Here is a 14,013-nt window from a genome sequence, read left to right on the forward strand (position 1 = left end):
TTTTCAAAAATACTGGAACAATGATGGATAACCTCGATGCCATCCGCCTGTTTGTCGAAGCGGCCCAACTGGGCGGCCTCTCAGCTGCAGGGCGCAAGCTGGGGCTGTCGCCAGCCGCCGCCAGCGCCCGCTTGCTCAAGCTCGAAGCATCGCTGGCCACTCGCCTGTTCGAGCGCACCACCCGCCAACTGCGGCTGACCGATGAGGGGCGGATTTACCTGCAACATTGCCGTCAGGCGTTGCAGGCGCTGGACGATGCGCGAGCGGCGCTGTCAGCGGAGAAAAAGGAAATCCGCGGCAAGATCCGGGTGTCCGCCACCTCGGATTTCGGCCGGCATGTGTTGAATCCGTGGCTGGATGAGTTCACTGCCCGCTATCCCCAGGTGGTGCCGGCGCTGCTGCTGTCCGACTCGCTGTCGCACTTGATCGCGGACGATGTCGACCTGGTGATCCGCTTCGGTGTGCCGCCGGACAGCTCGTTGATCGCCCGCCCCCTGGCCACCAATCGCCGCGTCCTGTGCGCCGCGCCGAGTTATCTGCAACGCAAGGGCACGCCCGAGCATCCGCAGCAGTTGGCCGATTTCGATCACATTGTCGCCGGCCAGTCGGGTTGGTCCAGCGAATGGCGCCTGCACCGTGGCGAGGAAGTGATGCTGTTCAAGGTGCCTCTGGAGGCTGCGCGCGAGACTAACGACGGCGCATTGGCCCGCCAATGGGCGATCGATGGCCACGGTATCGTCCTCAAATCCATCTGGGACGTGAGCGCGGACCTGGCGGCGGGACGCTTGAGTCTGGTGCTGCCGCAATGGCAATCGGACGAAGCCCCCGTGTACGCGCTTTACCCCCGTAGCCGCTACCTGGCGCCACGGGTACGGGCATTGCTGGATTTCTTGTGCGAACGGTTCGAACAAGCCTCGCGTGAGACTGCCTCGTAAACCCCGGCGTGCGCCCGTGGATATTTCCAGGTCTTTTGATAATCCATGGCGCACGGCGGCGTTGAGTCATATCCAGACGTCGTTCAAGGCCGTTCGCTCGCCCTCTTCATGGCCGGTGTTCAAAATGCCTCGCGGCTCGATCATCATCAGTTTCGCCTCACCTTGCGCGGCGGTCCGGTGTGCAACGCCGCGTGGCACCACATAGAGTTCACCCGGATTCACGTGGACGCAGCCCTCTGGCAGGTCGATGCGCAAGGTGCCTTCCAGCACAAGAAACGCTTCGTCGGTCTCAGGGTGTGAGTGCCAGATGAATTCGCCTTCGATTCGCACGACCTTGAACTGGTAGTCGTTCATTTCCGCTACAACTCTGGGGCTCCATTGCTGCTCGATCAGCGAAGCCTTTTGCGCGAGGTTGATGGGAAGCGATGCTTGTGGGTGACGGGACTCAGACATGACAGATCCTCTTGAATGGAAGTCGTCAGCCTATCGAACCGTGAACCCATCGATCTTGTACGATCCTGCACGTCAGCGTGCAGGCCGCAAGCGTTCCAGCCAACGCATGGGGGGCACGCCGTAGCAGCGCGTGAAATGTCGGGTCATGTGACTTTGATCGTGAAAGCCTGCGGCGAGGGAGGCGTCAACCAGTGTGAAGCCGTCAAGGATCAACCCGCGAAAGCGATCCAGGCGGCGCAGGGTGACAAAACGGTAGGGGCTGGTGCCGTAGAGCGCCCTGAAGTCCCGTGACAGACTCCAGCGCTCGCGCCCGCTGGCATTTTCGAGCATCTCCAGCGTAATACCCAGGTGCAAATGCTCCAGGATGAACGCTCTGGCGCGTTCGGCTGAGCGGTAATCCAGGCTCTTGCGGCCGCGCGGCTTGCCTGCGACAGCACGCAACGCCATCGCCAGGTCATACAGGGCATCCTGCTCCTCCAGCGTTTCCAAGGGATGATCCACCGCTTGCACGAAGGTCTGGCTGGCATGGTACAGGCGCGGATCGTTCGAAAGCCCACCGGCGATGAAGGGCAAGGGTTCCCCACCCAGAACGTTCTGGATCGATGCCGGGTCGATGTAGGCCATGCGGTAGCGAAAACCCGCGTCGGTGCCGGCCATGCCATCATGAAGTTCGTCGGGGTGAAGCACGAGGGTGTTGCCCGGAACGCCGTGGCGCAACGAACCCTTGTAATGAAAGCTTTGCACGCCTGCGAGGGTGCGACCGATCGAGTAAGTGTCGTGGCGGTGCGGGTCGTAACCGTGGCTGCCGAACCACGCTTCGATACGCTCGACGCTACCGGGTCGAGCGCTGCGGATGACCCAGTCGGAGGTGGCGGATGGGCCTTTTTTTCGATCCATGAAGGTGTTTCCCGTTTCTGAACAGTACTGTCGGAGATCTGCCCGATCAGCGCGTTCATTATGGGCAATATCACTCAACAAGGGGCGGTCGGTAAGCGCGCAATTCCAATATCGCGGGCGTATCGGATGGAACAGTCAACTCGATGACATGATGTGCATTGGCAAGGCCGGTTCCCAGTACATGACGCTGCTGCACCGAGCCATTTGCCAGGGCAGTCGGCGGCTCGTCGCCACAGACGAAGCGTCGCTCCCATTGAAAGCTTTGTTCATCCGCGAGACCTTTACCGGATATTAATTTGGCGTAGGAAAAGTTCCAGGCGTCCGGCTGTAGGGTCACGTTCCCCGAGCGCGACTTGAAAACGTCCTTGCCCGATCCGCTTCCCTCTGCTCCTGTACGCGCGCTCTCGACGTCAAAGTCGAAGCTTTCTTGCGAAGTGTCGAAATTCCGTACCCGAAGCGTCCAGACATCCTCTTCGCGATATGACTGGCGGACGTCGACTTTTTTCAGGGCCGGCCATTCCGGGACATTCGGCAAACCCGTCACGCGGCTGGTTTGCCAGCAGCCGTCGAGCTCGCGAGGCGGCTTTCCGTCGATTGTGAGATTGACTTTTCCGTCCAGGGGCCCGGCGGCAATGAGTTCGGCGCGGTTGCCATAAAACTCATAGCGGGTCTTTTCGCCAGGAACAGGCGAAGTAAAACTTCGTACCTGGTCGGAAGTGTTCCGCCCATTGTTTTGAGGATGATCCACAAGCTCCTCGATCCAAGAGGTGAACAGGTTAGCCATGAGGGCCCACCCCTCGGCGTTGGGATGCGGCGGGTCGGCGAGAAGATCCGCTATTTGAAGATTATTTTCCTGCAAGTAGGCATTCCAGCGCTGGCGACGCGGTTCCAGCGCAAGGCCATATTTCGCCGCCATGGCTGGCTTCCAGACGCTGGACATGAACTCCTCCCAGCTCTTTTGCTTGAACCAGAAATGCCCCGTACAGCCCTCGGGCGGCGACCATTGGAGATGAAAGCCAGTGTCACACACCGGTTCAAGCGGATTCACGACGTGGTCGGTTTGAATGATGATGTCGGCTGCCGTTTTTGAGCGAAGGGTCCGAATAATTCGCTCGTAGGCACGGTGATCGCCATACACGTGGAAAACGATCAGATCGGGATAGACCTCCTCCACGTCGCGAGCGACCGCCTGTTCCAGGAGAACGGCACTCCACCCCCCCAGAGCGAGGTTACGGTACACGAAGGCCACGTTGGGATATTTAACGCGCAAAGCCGCAATAGCCGGATCGGTCCATGCCGGCGAGCTGATCGACTGTCCATAGAAAAGAATTTTCAGGACCTGCGGCTTCTCCGCAGTGGCTGAACGAATAATTGACAACGAACGGCCAATTGCCTGATCAGGATCTGGAGGAACCGGCTCTGCGGACACCTGCAGAAAGCAGCTTGAAAGCACCAGGCTTAAAGTGACGACACCATTAACTTTCCCCCACATAAAAGCACCACATGTAAATGGTTAATCGTCCGTACGACCTGTCAGGGTGCAACAAGAAATCCTCTACAGGAGCGTATCGGACATCACTGCTGACGCCATGAGGCGCTGGATCGCAAAGGTGTGCTGCTTTGGAGTTCCTTTGAGCGGCTGAAGCAAAGCCCAGAAGAGTCTTGAGGGATTGTAGCTGCCCTTTACAAGAATGTACTGTCGTTGATACAGACTTCGTTTGGCCGATAGCGGATGTTCCTGACTGACTGATTTCGGCCATGGATCGACGTCAAATGTCAATTCACCCCACTTCTCATTGCCAGGGTCAACCTATGCCGCTGAAGTTTCTCAAGATGCACGCTAATGGCGATGACTTCGTCATCGTGGACTTGCGCAATTCGTCCAACTCAATGACAGACAACCTGGCTCGGCGAATGGGTGACCGGAACCGTGGCATCGGGTTCAATCAACTCGCGGTTATGCTCGATGACGACAATGCAGATGCGCGTTTGATGTTCTGGAATGCCGATGGCTCCCCGCTGGACGTTTGTGGCAGCGCGACGCGTGGTGCCGCCGATACGCTGATGCGCGAATCAAACAGTTCGTCGATAACGCTTCAAACCAACTGTGGCCTGCTCACTTGCGAACGAACCTCGACCGGCGCTATTTCCGTCGCCATGGGAGCGCCACTGTTCGAGTGGTCGGCGGTCCCGCTGGCTCAGGCAATGGACACTGCTACCTTGCCCCTGACAGGAGCCCCGGCAGCTTGCAGCATGGGCAATCCACACTGCACCTTTTTTGTGGATGACCTGACAACCATTGATATAGCGGCGACTGGACCGGCCATTGAATCCCATCCCCTTTTCCCCCTCAGGACAAACGTGCATTTCGTCCAGATCATTAATCGAAAATACATTCGCCTGCGAATTTGGGAGCGCTGGGGAGGCATTCCGCTGGGTTCGGGCTCATGCTCTTGCGCCGCCGTTGTTAACGGCATACGACGTGGCTTGTTGGACGATTGTGTCGAGGTTGAATGTGATGGCGGAACAGTGACCGTTCAATGGGATGGCGTGGGAACTGTCTTTCTCACAGGACCGGTAGAGCGCATTTTTTCCGGGCTGTACACGAATGCGCTATTACAGGCTTTGTGACGGCCACGTCATGATGGACAGGTGACTGCCCCTCAAGTGTTCTCTCGAAACGCTCCGTTATTGCGAAAGCTTCCGGGGGTGACCCCGACTACTTTTTTAAGGGGCATTGCAACGTGGGCGAGTCCATACATAGGAGCGAGCCTGCTCGCGATGAGCTGGAGGACACCGCGGGGCGTCAGGTTCCCCGCGTTATCGTTCACGACCATCGCCAGCAAGCTGGCTCCTACAAGTATTGCATTAGCTTTGTATCCCGGGATTCCGTGAAGAACCTTTTTTAAAGGCCCGTGTCATGTGGCTTTGATCGAAGAATCCACAAGCAAATGCAGCCTCCGTCAGGCTGGCACCAGCGCGCAGAAGTTTTTGCACATGCGCGATGCGCTTCTGTATTTGATAGCTGTGCGGCGAAACACCAACGTGCTTCTTGAAAACCCGAATGAGGTACAGCGGATCAAGATCAACCAGCTTTGCCAAGGTCTCCAAGGGAATATCCCGGGCAAACTCGTCTTCCAACTTCTGTTTGATCCGTTTTACCGCCTGCTGCTCTGAGGGCAGGACTGACAAGGCAAGGGCACCGCTGCGCTCGAATACCTGACACACCAGTTCCAGCAAGATGAACTCGCGCTGCAGTCCAGGCGGCGTCTGCTCAATGAGTTGATGCTGCTGAAGAAAGGTCTGGGCAAAAGCTGGATTTGAGCTGAGTGCTTCTTGAAAAAGATGTACGTGATCGCTGGCCACGCGCCCTTGGAACACCGAGCGATTAACCCAAGAGCATGCGGTACATCCAGCCATTGTCGTGTCCAGGCAGGCCGTCGTGTATCTCGCCAGGCGTGATGGTTACAACGCTGCCTACCCCGCCCAAGGCATAGCTGCCGCGGTAAAACAGCTTTTCAACCCCTGCGCTTGATCGCGGCAACAGAAAAGCCCGTGGAGCTTTTCTGTTTGTCGGGCGTGGTTGTATCCGTCCAACCGGGAAGGGAAAAATGAGTGTAGGTAGTGTAAGGGGGTCGTGTTTGGTGTCTTGTCGGGCCTTGCCTACGCTATCTGCGTTTACTTCCTGAAAATCAACGCGCAGTTGCCTGACGGTGGCGGCGACAAGGGCCTTATCTTGCTGCTTGAACCGGTGATTACTTATTTCATCGACGTGACTTTTCTGGGCAAGGCCAGCTCCACCTTCCAAGTGTGCGGAGCGCTTATTGACGATCTTCGCGGTTGACATCGGTTCGATCAAACCGCCCGAGAAAGTGCAGCCCCTGCCACCAGTAAATGAGCAAAAGCGCGCGGGGCCATTGCGGGGCTGAGGCGGGTCAACCGTGGGAGACATTCCCCCCCATATGGCAGTCATCGAGATCGCGAGTGGCAAGTGCCTGGTTTTCACGCTCATCGTCCCTGATGGGGCGTTGAAAAATGAACGGTGAGAAACCACAGGACCAGTGCCGTAGCGCTGATCAAAGCGCCCAACAGGCTTACTGCAATCCAGCCCCATAGCGCATAAACCTGGGTCGCGGCCGCGGCTCCCAGCGCGCTACCGACCGAGTAGAAGCACATGTACGCGCCGACCATGCGACTTTGGGCGTCGGGTCGTGCAGCAAAGATGAGGCTCTGGTTGGTGACGTGTACGGCTTGCACCGCGAAGTCCAGCAGGACCACGCCGCAGACCAGCGCGATCAGGGACGTTTCGGCAAACGTGATGGGCAACCAGGACAGCGTCAGGAGTCCCAGCGAAATGCCGGTCACTCGTTGCCCCAGGCCTTGGTCGGCCCAGCGACCGGCTCTGCTGGCAGCAAGGGCCCCGGCGACGCCGGCCAATCCAAACATACCGATGGCAGTGTGTGAAAGCGACAACGGGGGCGCGCTCAACGGCAGCACCATGGATGTCCACAGCACGGAAAAAGCGGCAAAGATCAGCAGGGCCAGAAGGCCTCTGGCGCGTAAAGTGCGTTCGGTGATGAACAGTCTGAAAAGTGAACGAATGAGCGCCAGGTAGGAGTCCTGGTGCCTTGACGGTGCCGTGACAGGAACCACTTTCCACAGCACCGCCGCGAGGGTCACCATCAATCCCGAGGACACGAAGTAAACGGCGCGCCAGCCCGCGATGTCCGCAATCAGGCCTGAAGTGAAGCGCGCCAGAAGAATACCCAGGACAACGCCACTGGTGACCGTCCCGACGGCCTGACCGCGTTGTGAGGGTGTTGCCAGCACGGCGGCGTATGCCACCAATACCTGAACGACCACTGCCAGCAAGCCCATCATGATCATGGCCCCCAACAGGGCCAGCCATTGCTGTGCTGCACCGACCGCCGCGAGCGCCACCGCAGACAACAGTACCTGCGTGAGAATCAGCCGTTTACGGTTTACCAAATCGCCCAGCGGGACGATGAACAGTAACCCCAACGCGTAACCAACCTGAGTGGCCGTCACCACAACGCCGATGATGGATGAGGCCACACCCAGGCTCTGGGCCATTGAGTCGAGTAATGGTTGTGCGAAGTAAACGTTGGCCACTGCCAGTGCGCAGGTGACAGAAAACAATAACGTGAGCGACGGCGAAAGCCCTGGAGACCGGTCGGTCCTGCAGCTGTCTCCGGTATCCGGATGCAGCAATCCCGCAGGCTGTCTGGCGTACCCTTTGGTGGCTGAGTCGGCACCTGCTGTCATGTGCACCTCCATGGCGTTAAACTGGTTTCAATTAAAAACCGGTTTCCATTGTTGCAATATCTGGTTTTTAATTGCAACCCCATTGCGCAAGGTCAAAAAAATGGAAGAAGACACTTCACCCCACCGCAGCGAATGCCCGGTAGCAAGAACACTGGAGGCCATCGGGGATCGTTGGTCGCTCATGATCATCCGCGACGCTTTTGACGACATTCGCCGATTCAGCGAATTTCAGAAGAGCCTGGGCGTGGCCAAAAATATTCTGGCATCGCGGCTGAAGACGCTGGTCGAGGTCGGGGTTTTCGACGTGCGTCCGGCGTCCGATGGCAGCGCCTACAAGGAGTACGTCCTTACGGACAAAGGACGGGAGATCTTTCCGGTTGTGGTCAGCATGCGACAGTGGGGCGAACGTTACCTGTTCAAGCCGCAGGAGACGCGTTCGGTGCTGTTGGACAACGAGTCCGGCCAGCCTCTGATGCCGATTGATGTTCGCTCATCAAACGGTCAGAAACTCGGACCGTCTGACTGCCACAGAGAGAGGCTTGTGGGCGGCGAGTCGTGAACAGACAGCAGACTTGCCTCACCCCGGAACAACGCCGGGGGAATGAGAGCCGGTGTGCGGGGCCTGGGCCTGAAGGCGAAACTCACTGGGGCTGCGCTGGGCGTGTTTGCGAAAAAAACGGCTGAAGTAACCGACATCGGAAAACCCCATGCCGTGGGCAATCTGCTTGACGCTTTGGGCCGAATGGGCCAGTTCGCGTTTGGCTTCGAGGATCAGCCGGGCGTTGATCAGGGTCATCGGGGTCATGCCGAGTTGTTCATGACACAGCCGTCCCAGGGTCACCACGGTGATCCCGAGGAAACTGGCGTAGTCGTGCAGCGAAAGGTGTTCGCGAAAGTGCCGGTTCACCAGCTCGCGGAAGGCGATCACCTGCTGACTGCGTCGATCGTGACGGGGCGCCTGCAGGTCGTGTGTGTATTCGCTCAGGCGCAGCATCTGAATCACCAGCGCCAGCAATAACGACATGCTGCACGCGGTGTGTTCCCGACCACGACCGTGGTACTCCCCATACAACGCCCGATACAGTGGCTCCAGCGGATTATCGGCCGGCTCCCATTGCGGCAGCGCGACGACGCAGGCTTTCTGGATCTGCGGTAGCAGGCCCGGTGAGAGCACTTGGACGATGCTTTCCAGCGGGTGTTGGACGGCGGTGATCACATGCCCTTCGACCCGTCCGTGCCAGGCGAAGCCATGGACGATCTGCTCAGGGATATACAGCAGGCACGGCGCCTTGACCTCGACCCGCTGGTTGTCCAGCAGCACCTCGCCTTCGCCACTTTGCAGGTACAGCATCTGCAACAACCCGTCGTGTCGATGGGCGGCGATCTCCCAGTTATAGGCGCCGGAGCGCAGGGAGATCGATTCGACATGCAGTGAGTCGTGCCATATCGGCGCCACCGCCTCGCCGTACAGGGCATAGCTGGGAATCTTGTTCATTATTCTTATGTTCTACGGGCACGTGTTTTCTACCTTAGCGAAGAATCCGCGCGTTGGGCAATTCGCCGTCGATTTGTCGGAAAAGTCTCGACGGTTGAAGGTTTTGTCCATTCTTGTGAGCCGTCCCACGCTTCTATCCTGAGCACCGCCTGCTGCCTCCAGTGCAGTGGGCGAACTGTCTTGAAATGCGTGTTGGAGATAACAATGAATAATAACGACCTGCAGAAAAGCTGGCTGAACCTCGAGTCCAGGGTCTGCGTGCTCACGGGCGCAGCCGGCGGTATCGGTGCCGCGATTGCCACCGCGCTGGTTCGCCAGAACGCCCATGTGGTGCTGCTTGATCGCGACGAACAAAAATGCCGCGAGCTGGCCGCCGAACTGGCGCAAAACAGTGAAGCCGATGTCTCTGTGCTGCACTGCGATATCGCCGATCCCCTGAGCGTGCAACAGGCCGCCGAGCAAGTGCAGGCGCTCCATGGGCGTTGCGATGTGCTGATCAACAACGCCAGCGTGCTGCAGGCCGGCGCGCTTGAAGAGCTGACCCTGGACAACTGGAACCAGGTGCTTTCGGTCAACCTGACGGGCTATCTGTTGTGTGCCCAGGCGTTCGGGCGGCTGATGCTGGCCCGGCAAAGCGGCAGTATCGTGCACATCGCTTCGATCGCCGCGCATTACCCGCAAACCTTCAGCGGCGCCTACAGTGCAGCCAAGGCCGGGGTCGCCATGCTCTCGCGGCAGATAGCTGCGGAATGGGGACCACGGGGCATCCGCAGCAATGCCATTTGCCCGGGCCTGATCCGCACGCCGCTGTCGGCGGCGTTCTACGCCGACCCCAAGGTCGAACAGCAGCGCAAGGCGATGACCGCCAACCAGCGGATCGGCGAGCCCCAGGACATCGCCGATGCCGTCCTCTTCCTCGCGAGCCCGCGGGCAGCTTATGTCAACGCTGCCGAACTGACCGTCGATGGTGGCCTGGAAAGCATGTTGATGGCGTTGATTCCTCGCCCCGGCTTTGAATCCCCCATGGCCAGCCGCCCGGCCTGACCTCCGTTCGGCCGATGATGGCCGACTCCGAATCCCCCAGCGAACCTGTGCCTGTCGTGCTGTCGATGGCGACGACGGCGAGCGTTCGGCTGGCTTTTACCGAGAGAGACTGACTATGACGACGACAACTACCGAGGCGATCCGTCGGTGCGACGTTCTGGTGATCGGCGCCGGTGCCGGTGGCCTGGCGACCGCCATTACTGCGCGCAAGCAGGGGCTGGACGTCATTGTGATTGAAAAGGATGCGTACTTCGGCGGGACCACCGCGTTCTCCGGAGGGGTGCTGTGGATTCCCGGCAACGCCCTGTCCAAGGCCAAGGGCATCACGGACAGTCGGGAGGCTGCACTGACCTACATGAAGAACGAAACGGGCGATTTCTACGATGCCGAGGCCGTCGATGCGTTTCTCGATAACGCGCCGCAGATGATCGACTTTTTCCAGCGCGAGACCGAAGTCCAGTTCATCCCGACCCTCTATCCGGATTACCACCCGGACGTGGCCGGTGGCGTCGATATCGGCCGTTCGATCCTCGCCGCGCCTTTCGACATTCGCAGGCTGGGGGCCGACATGGCGCGTCTGCGGCCGCCGCTCAAAACCATCACGTTTATCGGGATGATGTTCAATTCGTCGAATGCCGACCTCAAGCATTTCTTCAACGCCACCAAATCCCTGACCTCATTCCTCTATGTTGCAAAGCGCCTGATGACTCACGCCAAAGAGTTGCTGCTTTACCGGCGCGGCATTCAGGTGACCAGCGGCAATGCCTTGGCCGCGCGGCTGGCGAAATCGGCGCTGGACCTGGGGATTCCGATTCTGACGCGAACCAGCGCCCGGCAACTGTTGAAAAGCGCAGACCGGGTCACTGGGGTGGTCGCTCAGACCGAGGGCGGTGAGTTGCGGTTTGAAGCCCGCCACGGTGTGGTACTGGCCAGCGGCGGTTTTTCCCATGATCTGCAACGGTTGAAGCAGGCCTATCCCCATGTGCGCCGCGGTGGCGAGCATTTCTCACCGGTGCCGCCAGGCAACACCGGGGATGGCGCACGCATGGCCGAAGCCTTGGGCGGCACCGTCGATATACGGCTCAAGGCCCCTGCTGCCTGGATGCCTGTTTCGAAAGTGCCGATGGGTAACGGCACGTTCACTGCCTTCCCGCATTTGCTCGATCGCTACAAGCCCGGCGTTATCGGTGTGACCCGTAATGGCCAGCGGTTCACCAACGAGTCCAACTCCTACCACGATGTCGGCGCGGCGATGATCGAGGCCTGTGCCCACCAGACCGAAACCGCCATGTGGTTGATCTGCGACCGCCGGACCATGGCCAAGTACGGACTGGGTTACGCCAAGCCGGCACCGATGCCCCTCGCGCCATTGCTGCGCAACGGCTACCTGCACAGTGGCCGCACCCTGGCTGAATTGGCACGTAGCGCCGGGCTCGACGCTGCCGGGCTGGAACAGACCGTACGTGACTACAACCGCACGGCGGGGCAAGGCGTGGATCGGCAGTTCGGCCGTGGCACCACCAGTTTCAACCGCTACCTCGCCGACCCGCAGAACCTGCCGAACCCGTGCGTGGCGCCGATTGGCGACGGCCCCTACTACGCCCTCAAAGTGATCATGGGCGATCTGGGCACCTTTGATGGCATCAAAACCAGCGTCTGCGGTGAAGTGCTCGACCCACAAGGCCGGGCAATCGATGGGCTTTACGCGGTGGGCAACGACCGGGCGAGCATCATGGGGGGCAACTATCCCGCTGCCGGCATCACGCTCGGGCCGATCATGACCTTCGGTTATCTCACGGGGATGCACCTGGCCCGGGTGGCCGCCGGAAAAACACCGGGCAACCCTCGGCAGGAGGTGGCCTGATGAATCACAAGCCGGTCGTCGACCACCGCATCTACACCATCCGCCCACGGGGCATGCCCGAGTTCATTGAGGTCTTCGATCGTCTGGCGATGCCGATTTTGCTCGAGCATCTGGGCGCGCCGCTGGGCTTTTATACCAGCAGCATCGGCCCATTGAACCAAGTCGTGCACCTGTGGGGCTACGACAGTCTCGATGACTTCGAACGACGCAGCCAGGCGCGGGATGGCGATCCCCGCTTCCCGGCCTACCTGCAGGCTTCCGCACATCTGATCCTTGCCCAGGAAACCCGGATTATCCGCCCGGTGCGGTTCCACAGTCTCGGCAGCGCTTGAGCCGCCGGTTACCGTCCCCGTTTCACCCCAATAAAAAAGTGGGCGCCGTGGTTGAGCGCCCCCACAACACAGAGGTGACTTTCATGCTGACAACTCAACCCATCGACATCCACGCGCTGATCAACAGTCGCCCCATTGGCGGCTTTCAGAAGTGGGTGGTCTTTCTCGGTTTCCTGATCATCGGCCTCGATGGTTTGGATGTGGCAATCATGGGCTTTATCGCACCGCAATTGAAAATGGACTGGGGCTTGAGCCACCAGCAGTTGGGCCCGGTGTTGAGTGCGGCGCTGATGGGTCTGGCGGTCGGCGCACTGGTCGCAGGGCCGCTGGCCGACCGTTACGGGCGCAAGATCGTGCTGGTAAGCAGTGTCTCCATGTTCGGCCTGTGGACGCTGGCGACGGCGTTTTCCCCGGACATCAGCACCATGGTGATCCTGCGCTTTCTGACCGGATTGGGGCTCGGCGCGGCCATGCCGAATGCCAGTACCCTGGTGTCGGAGTACGCGCCGCAGCGCAGCCGTTCGTTCCTGATCACGGTGGCGTTCTGTGGGTTCTCCCTGGGCGCCGCCGGAGGCGGGTTTCTGTCAGCCTGGATGATCCCGGCCTTTGGCTGGAAAAGCATGCTGATCCTCGGCGGCGTCTTGCCCCTGCTGGTGGCGCCGCTGCTGTATTTCAAACTGCCCGAGTCGGTGACGTTCCTGGTCGCCAGGCGAGCGCCAAACGCACGTATCCGCGCCATTGTGGAAAAACTCGCGCCGGGCGTCAGTGACGCGACATCGACCTTCTGCCTGCCGGCTCATCCGCTGATACGGTCTTCGGCGATGCAGATCGTATTGTCCCCGTCCTATCGCTTCGGCACGTTGATGTTGTGGAGCGGTTATGTGCTGGCGTTGTTTCTGGTCTACCTGTTCAGCGGCTGGTTACCGACCCTGGTGAAAGACGGGGGCGGTTACAGCGTTGCGGATGCGGCCATTGTGACCGCGATGTTCCAGATCGGTGGACCCGCCGGCGCGCTGTGTGTCGGCTGGGTCATGGATCGCTGGAATAAATACCGGGTGTTGATGGCGGTGTTCGTGTTGAGCGGAGTTGTGATCTATGCGATCGGCCAGGCCACGGGGCATTTCCTGTTGCTATGCCTGATTGCCTGGCTGGTCGGGTTCGGCCTCAACGGCGCCAGCGTCGGCATGAACGCGCTGGCTGCCACGTTTTACCCCACCCAGGCGCGAGCCACTGGCGCCAGCTGGATGAGCGGTATCGGTCGCTTTGGCGCGATCCTCAGCGCCTTTGCCGGCGCGCAGATGCTGAGTTGGGGCTGGACCTTCGCGCAGGTGTTTGCGGCACTGGTGGTGCCGTCCGGTCTGGCGGCCCTGGCGATTTATGGGCTGGGACGCAACGCCGGCAGGGAGTTGAGCGATCGACAGGTCGCGTCTGTTCCACCGAGCCGGACGAATTCCTAGACCTTGAAGCGCTCCACCGCCGTTCCAGCTCATGCCCCAGCCGCGCCAGTTCGTTACTCGGCGCGGCTGGGGCATGAGCGAGTGTTTGCCGTCTGGTGGGAGATGTCGCGAGCGTTGATCACGGCGCGAGGGATATCCAGTCGCGGTATTTGCGCCCTGCATGCGTGATCACCGGCTGCGCCGGCTCTCCAGCGCAGTAAACAACAACATGCCGGCCAGCATGGCCAACATGAACACGATCACTTGCCAG

General features: G+C 59.8%; 13 protein-coding genes and 2 pseudogenes. 8 read left to right on the forward strand and 7 right to left on the reverse strand.

Translation table 11 applies throughout. The annotated features are described in order from the left end of the window. Positions 1 to 23: 23 nt before the first annotated feature. Complete coding sequence (locus JQF37_RS15530) at positions 24 to 935, forward strand: LysR family transcriptional regulator (protein ID WP_130211120.1); 912 nt, start codon at positions 24 to 26, stop codon at positions 933 to 935. 66 nt (positions 936 to 1,001) lie between these two features. Here JQF37_RS15530 and JQF37_RS15535 read toward each other — a convergent pair whose 3' ends face one another. The 3 genes from JQF37_RS15535 to JQF37_RS15545 form a co-directional block, all read right to left on the reverse strand. Beyond that, positions 1,002 to 1,388 (reverse strand): cupin domain-containing protein, encoded by a 387-nt coding sequence (locus JQF37_RS15535; RefSeq protein WP_130211121.1) that lies wholly within the window; start codon positions 1,386 to 1,388, stop codon positions 1,002 to 1,004. A 72-nt stretch (positions 1,389 to 1,460) separates the two neighbouring features. Next, a complete protein-coding gene (locus JQF37_RS15540) occupies positions 1,461 to 2,285 on the reverse strand; it encodes an AraC family transcriptional regulator (RefSeq protein WP_130211122.1) in 825 nt (274 codons plus the stop codon). Positions 2,286 to 2,355: 70 nt separating this feature from the next. Next, positions 2,356 to 3,777 (reverse strand): hypothetical protein, encoded by a 1,422-nt coding sequence (locus JQF37_RS15545; RefSeq protein WP_130211123.1) that lies wholly within the window; start codon positions 3,775 to 3,777, stop codon positions 2,356 to 2,358. A gap of 320 nt (positions 3,778 to 4,097) precedes the next feature. Between JQF37_RS15545 and dapF the strand changes: the two genes are divergently transcribed. After that, the gene (gene dapF, locus JQF37_RS15550; protein WP_130211124.1) at positions 4,098 to 4,916 is read left to right on the forward strand and encodes a diaminopimelate epimerase; all 819 of its coding nucleotides are present in this window, start codon (positions 4,098 to 4,100) and stop codon (positions 4,914 to 4,916) included. A gap of 237 nt (positions 4,917 to 5,153) precedes the next feature. On the opposite strand, the gene JQF37_RS15555 is transcribed toward dapF, so the two are convergent. After that, complete coding sequence (locus tag JQF37_RS15555) at positions 5,154 to 5,705, reverse strand: AraC family transcriptional regulator (protein WP_223272731.1); 552 nt, start codon at positions 5,703 to 5,705, stop codon at positions 5,154 to 5,156. 208 nt (positions 5,706 to 5,913) lie between these two features. On the opposite strand from JQF37_RS15555, the pseudogene JQF37_RS15560 reads away from it, so the two are divergent. Beyond that, positions 5,914 to 6,214: pseudogene (locus JQF37_RS15560) on the forward strand (hypothetical protein); the annotation flags it as partial. A 79-nt stretch (positions 6,215 to 6,293) separates the two neighbouring features. Here JQF37_RS15560 and JQF37_RS15565 read toward each other — a convergent pair. Then, on the reverse strand, positions 6,294 to 7,571 hold the full coding sequence (locus tag JQF37_RS15565) for an MFS transporter (RefSeq protein WP_130211126.1): 1,278 nt from the start codon (positions 7,569 to 7,571) through the stop codon (positions 6,294 to 6,296). 100 nt (positions 7,572 to 7,671) lie between these two features. On the opposite strand from JQF37_RS15565, the gene JQF37_RS15570 reads away from it, so the two are divergent. Continuing rightward, positions 7,672 to 8,130, forward strand: coding sequence for a helix-turn-helix domain-containing protein (locus tag JQF37_RS15570; RefSeq protein ID WP_130211141.1), 459 nt, complete (start codon positions 7,672 to 7,674; stop codon positions 8,128 to 8,130). Positions 8,131 to 8,148: 18 nt separating this feature from the next. Here JQF37_RS15570 and JQF37_RS15575 read toward each other — a convergent pair whose 3' ends face one another. After that, positions 8,149 to 9,066, reverse strand: a complete 918-nt coding sequence (locus JQF37_RS15575; RefSeq protein ID WP_130211127.1) for a helix-turn-helix domain-containing protein — start codon at positions 9,064 to 9,066, stop codon at positions 8,149 to 8,151. A 204-nt stretch (positions 9,067 to 9,270) separates the two neighbouring features. On the opposite strand from JQF37_RS15575, the gene JQF37_RS15580 reads away from it, so the two are divergent. The 4 genes from JQF37_RS15580 (at position 9,271) to JQF37_RS15595 (ending at position 13,763) form a co-directional block, all read left to right on the forward strand. Further along, positions 9,271 to 10,110, forward strand: coding sequence for an SDR family oxidoreductase (locus tag JQF37_RS15580; RefSeq protein WP_189340503.1), 840 nt, complete (start codon positions 9,271 to 9,273; stop codon positions 10,108 to 10,110). 115 nt (positions 10,111 to 10,225) lie between these two features. Beyond that, positions 10,226 to 11,974, forward strand: a complete 1,749-nt coding sequence (locus JQF37_RS15585) for an FAD-dependent oxidoreductase (protein WP_130211128.1) — start codon at positions 10,226 to 10,228, stop codon at positions 11,972 to 11,974. Then, entirely contained in the window at positions 11,974 to 12,306 is a 333-nt protein-coding gene (locus JQF37_RS15590) for an NIPSNAP family protein (protein WP_090462718.1), read from the forward strand. The genes JQF37_RS15585 and JQF37_RS15590 overlap by 1 nt, the downstream gene beginning before the upstream one ends. Before the next feature lie 83 nt (positions 12,307 to 12,389). Further along, positions 12,390 to 13,763 (forward strand): aromatic acid/H+ symport family MFS transporter, encoded by a 1,374-nt coding sequence (locus JQF37_RS15595; RefSeq protein ID WP_130211129.1) that lies wholly within the window; start codon positions 12,390 to 12,392, stop codon positions 13,761 to 13,763. A 168-nt stretch (positions 13,764 to 13,931) separates the two neighbouring features. Here the strand turns inward: JQF37_RS15595 and JQF37_RS31840 are convergent. Then, positions 13,932 to 14,013 (reverse strand): annotated as a pseudogene (locus JQF37_RS31840) (YeeE/YedE family protein); the annotation flags it as partial.

This window comes from Pseudomonas sp. MIL9 (assembly GCF_016887925.1).
Classification (GTDB): Bacteria; Pseudomonadota; Gammaproteobacteria; order Pseudomonadales; family Pseudomonadaceae; genus Aquipseudomonas; species Aquipseudomonas mohnii.

Excerpts from the sequence above, each read along its gene's own strand:
- JQF37_RS15595 (WP_130211129.1), top strand. The coding sequence starts at position 12,390 with ATGCTGACAACTCAACCCATCGACATCCACGCGCTGATCAACAGTCGC.
- JQF37_RS15530 (WP_130211120.1), top strand. The coding sequence starts at position 24 with ATGGATAACCTCGATGCCATCCGCCTGTTTGTCGAAGCGGCCCAACTG.
- JQF37_RS15565 (WP_130211126.1), bottom strand. The coding sequence starts at position 7,571 with ATGACAGCAGGTGCCGACTCAGCCACCAAAGGGTACGCCAGACAGCCT.
- JQF37_RS15555 (WP_223272731.1), bottom strand. The coding sequence starts at position 5,705 with ATGGCTGGATGTACCGCATGCTCTTGGGTTAATCGCTCGGTGTTCCAA.
- JQF37_RS15535 (WP_130211121.1), bottom strand. The coding sequence starts at position 1,388 with ATGTCTGAGTCCCGTCACCCACAAGCATCGCTTCCCATCAACCTCGCG.
- JQF37_RS15585 (WP_130211128.1), top strand. The coding sequence starts at position 10,226 with ATGACGACGACAACTACCGAGGCGATCCGTCGGTGCGACGTTCTGGTG.
- JQF37_RS15575 (WP_130211127.1), bottom strand. The coding sequence starts at position 9,066 with ATGAACAAGATTCCCAGCTATGCCCTGTACGGCGAGGCGGTGGCGCCG.
- JQF37_RS15545 (WP_130211123.1), bottom strand. The coding sequence starts at position 3,777 with ATGTGGGGGAAAGTTAATGGTGTCGTCACTTTAAGCCTGGTGCTTTCA.
- JQF37_RS15590 (WP_090462718.1), top strand. The coding sequence starts at position 11,974 with ATGAATCACAAGCCGGTCGTCGACCACCGCATCTACACCATCCGCCCA.
- JQF37_RS15580 (WP_189340503.1), top strand. The coding sequence starts at position 9,271 with ATGAATAATAACGACCTGCAGAAAAGCTGGCTGAACCTCGAGTCCAGG.
- JQF37_RS15540 (WP_130211122.1), bottom strand. The coding sequence starts at position 2,285 with ATGGATCGAAAAAAAGGCCCATCCGCCACCTCCGACTGGGTCATCCGC.
- JQF37_RS15570 (WP_130211141.1), top strand. The coding sequence starts at position 7,672 with ATGGAAGAAGACACTTCACCCCACCGCAGCGAATGCCCGGTAGCAAGA.
- dapF (WP_130211124.1), top strand. The coding sequence starts at position 4,098 with ATGCCGCTGAAGTTTCTCAAGATGCACGCTAATGGCGATGACTTCGTC.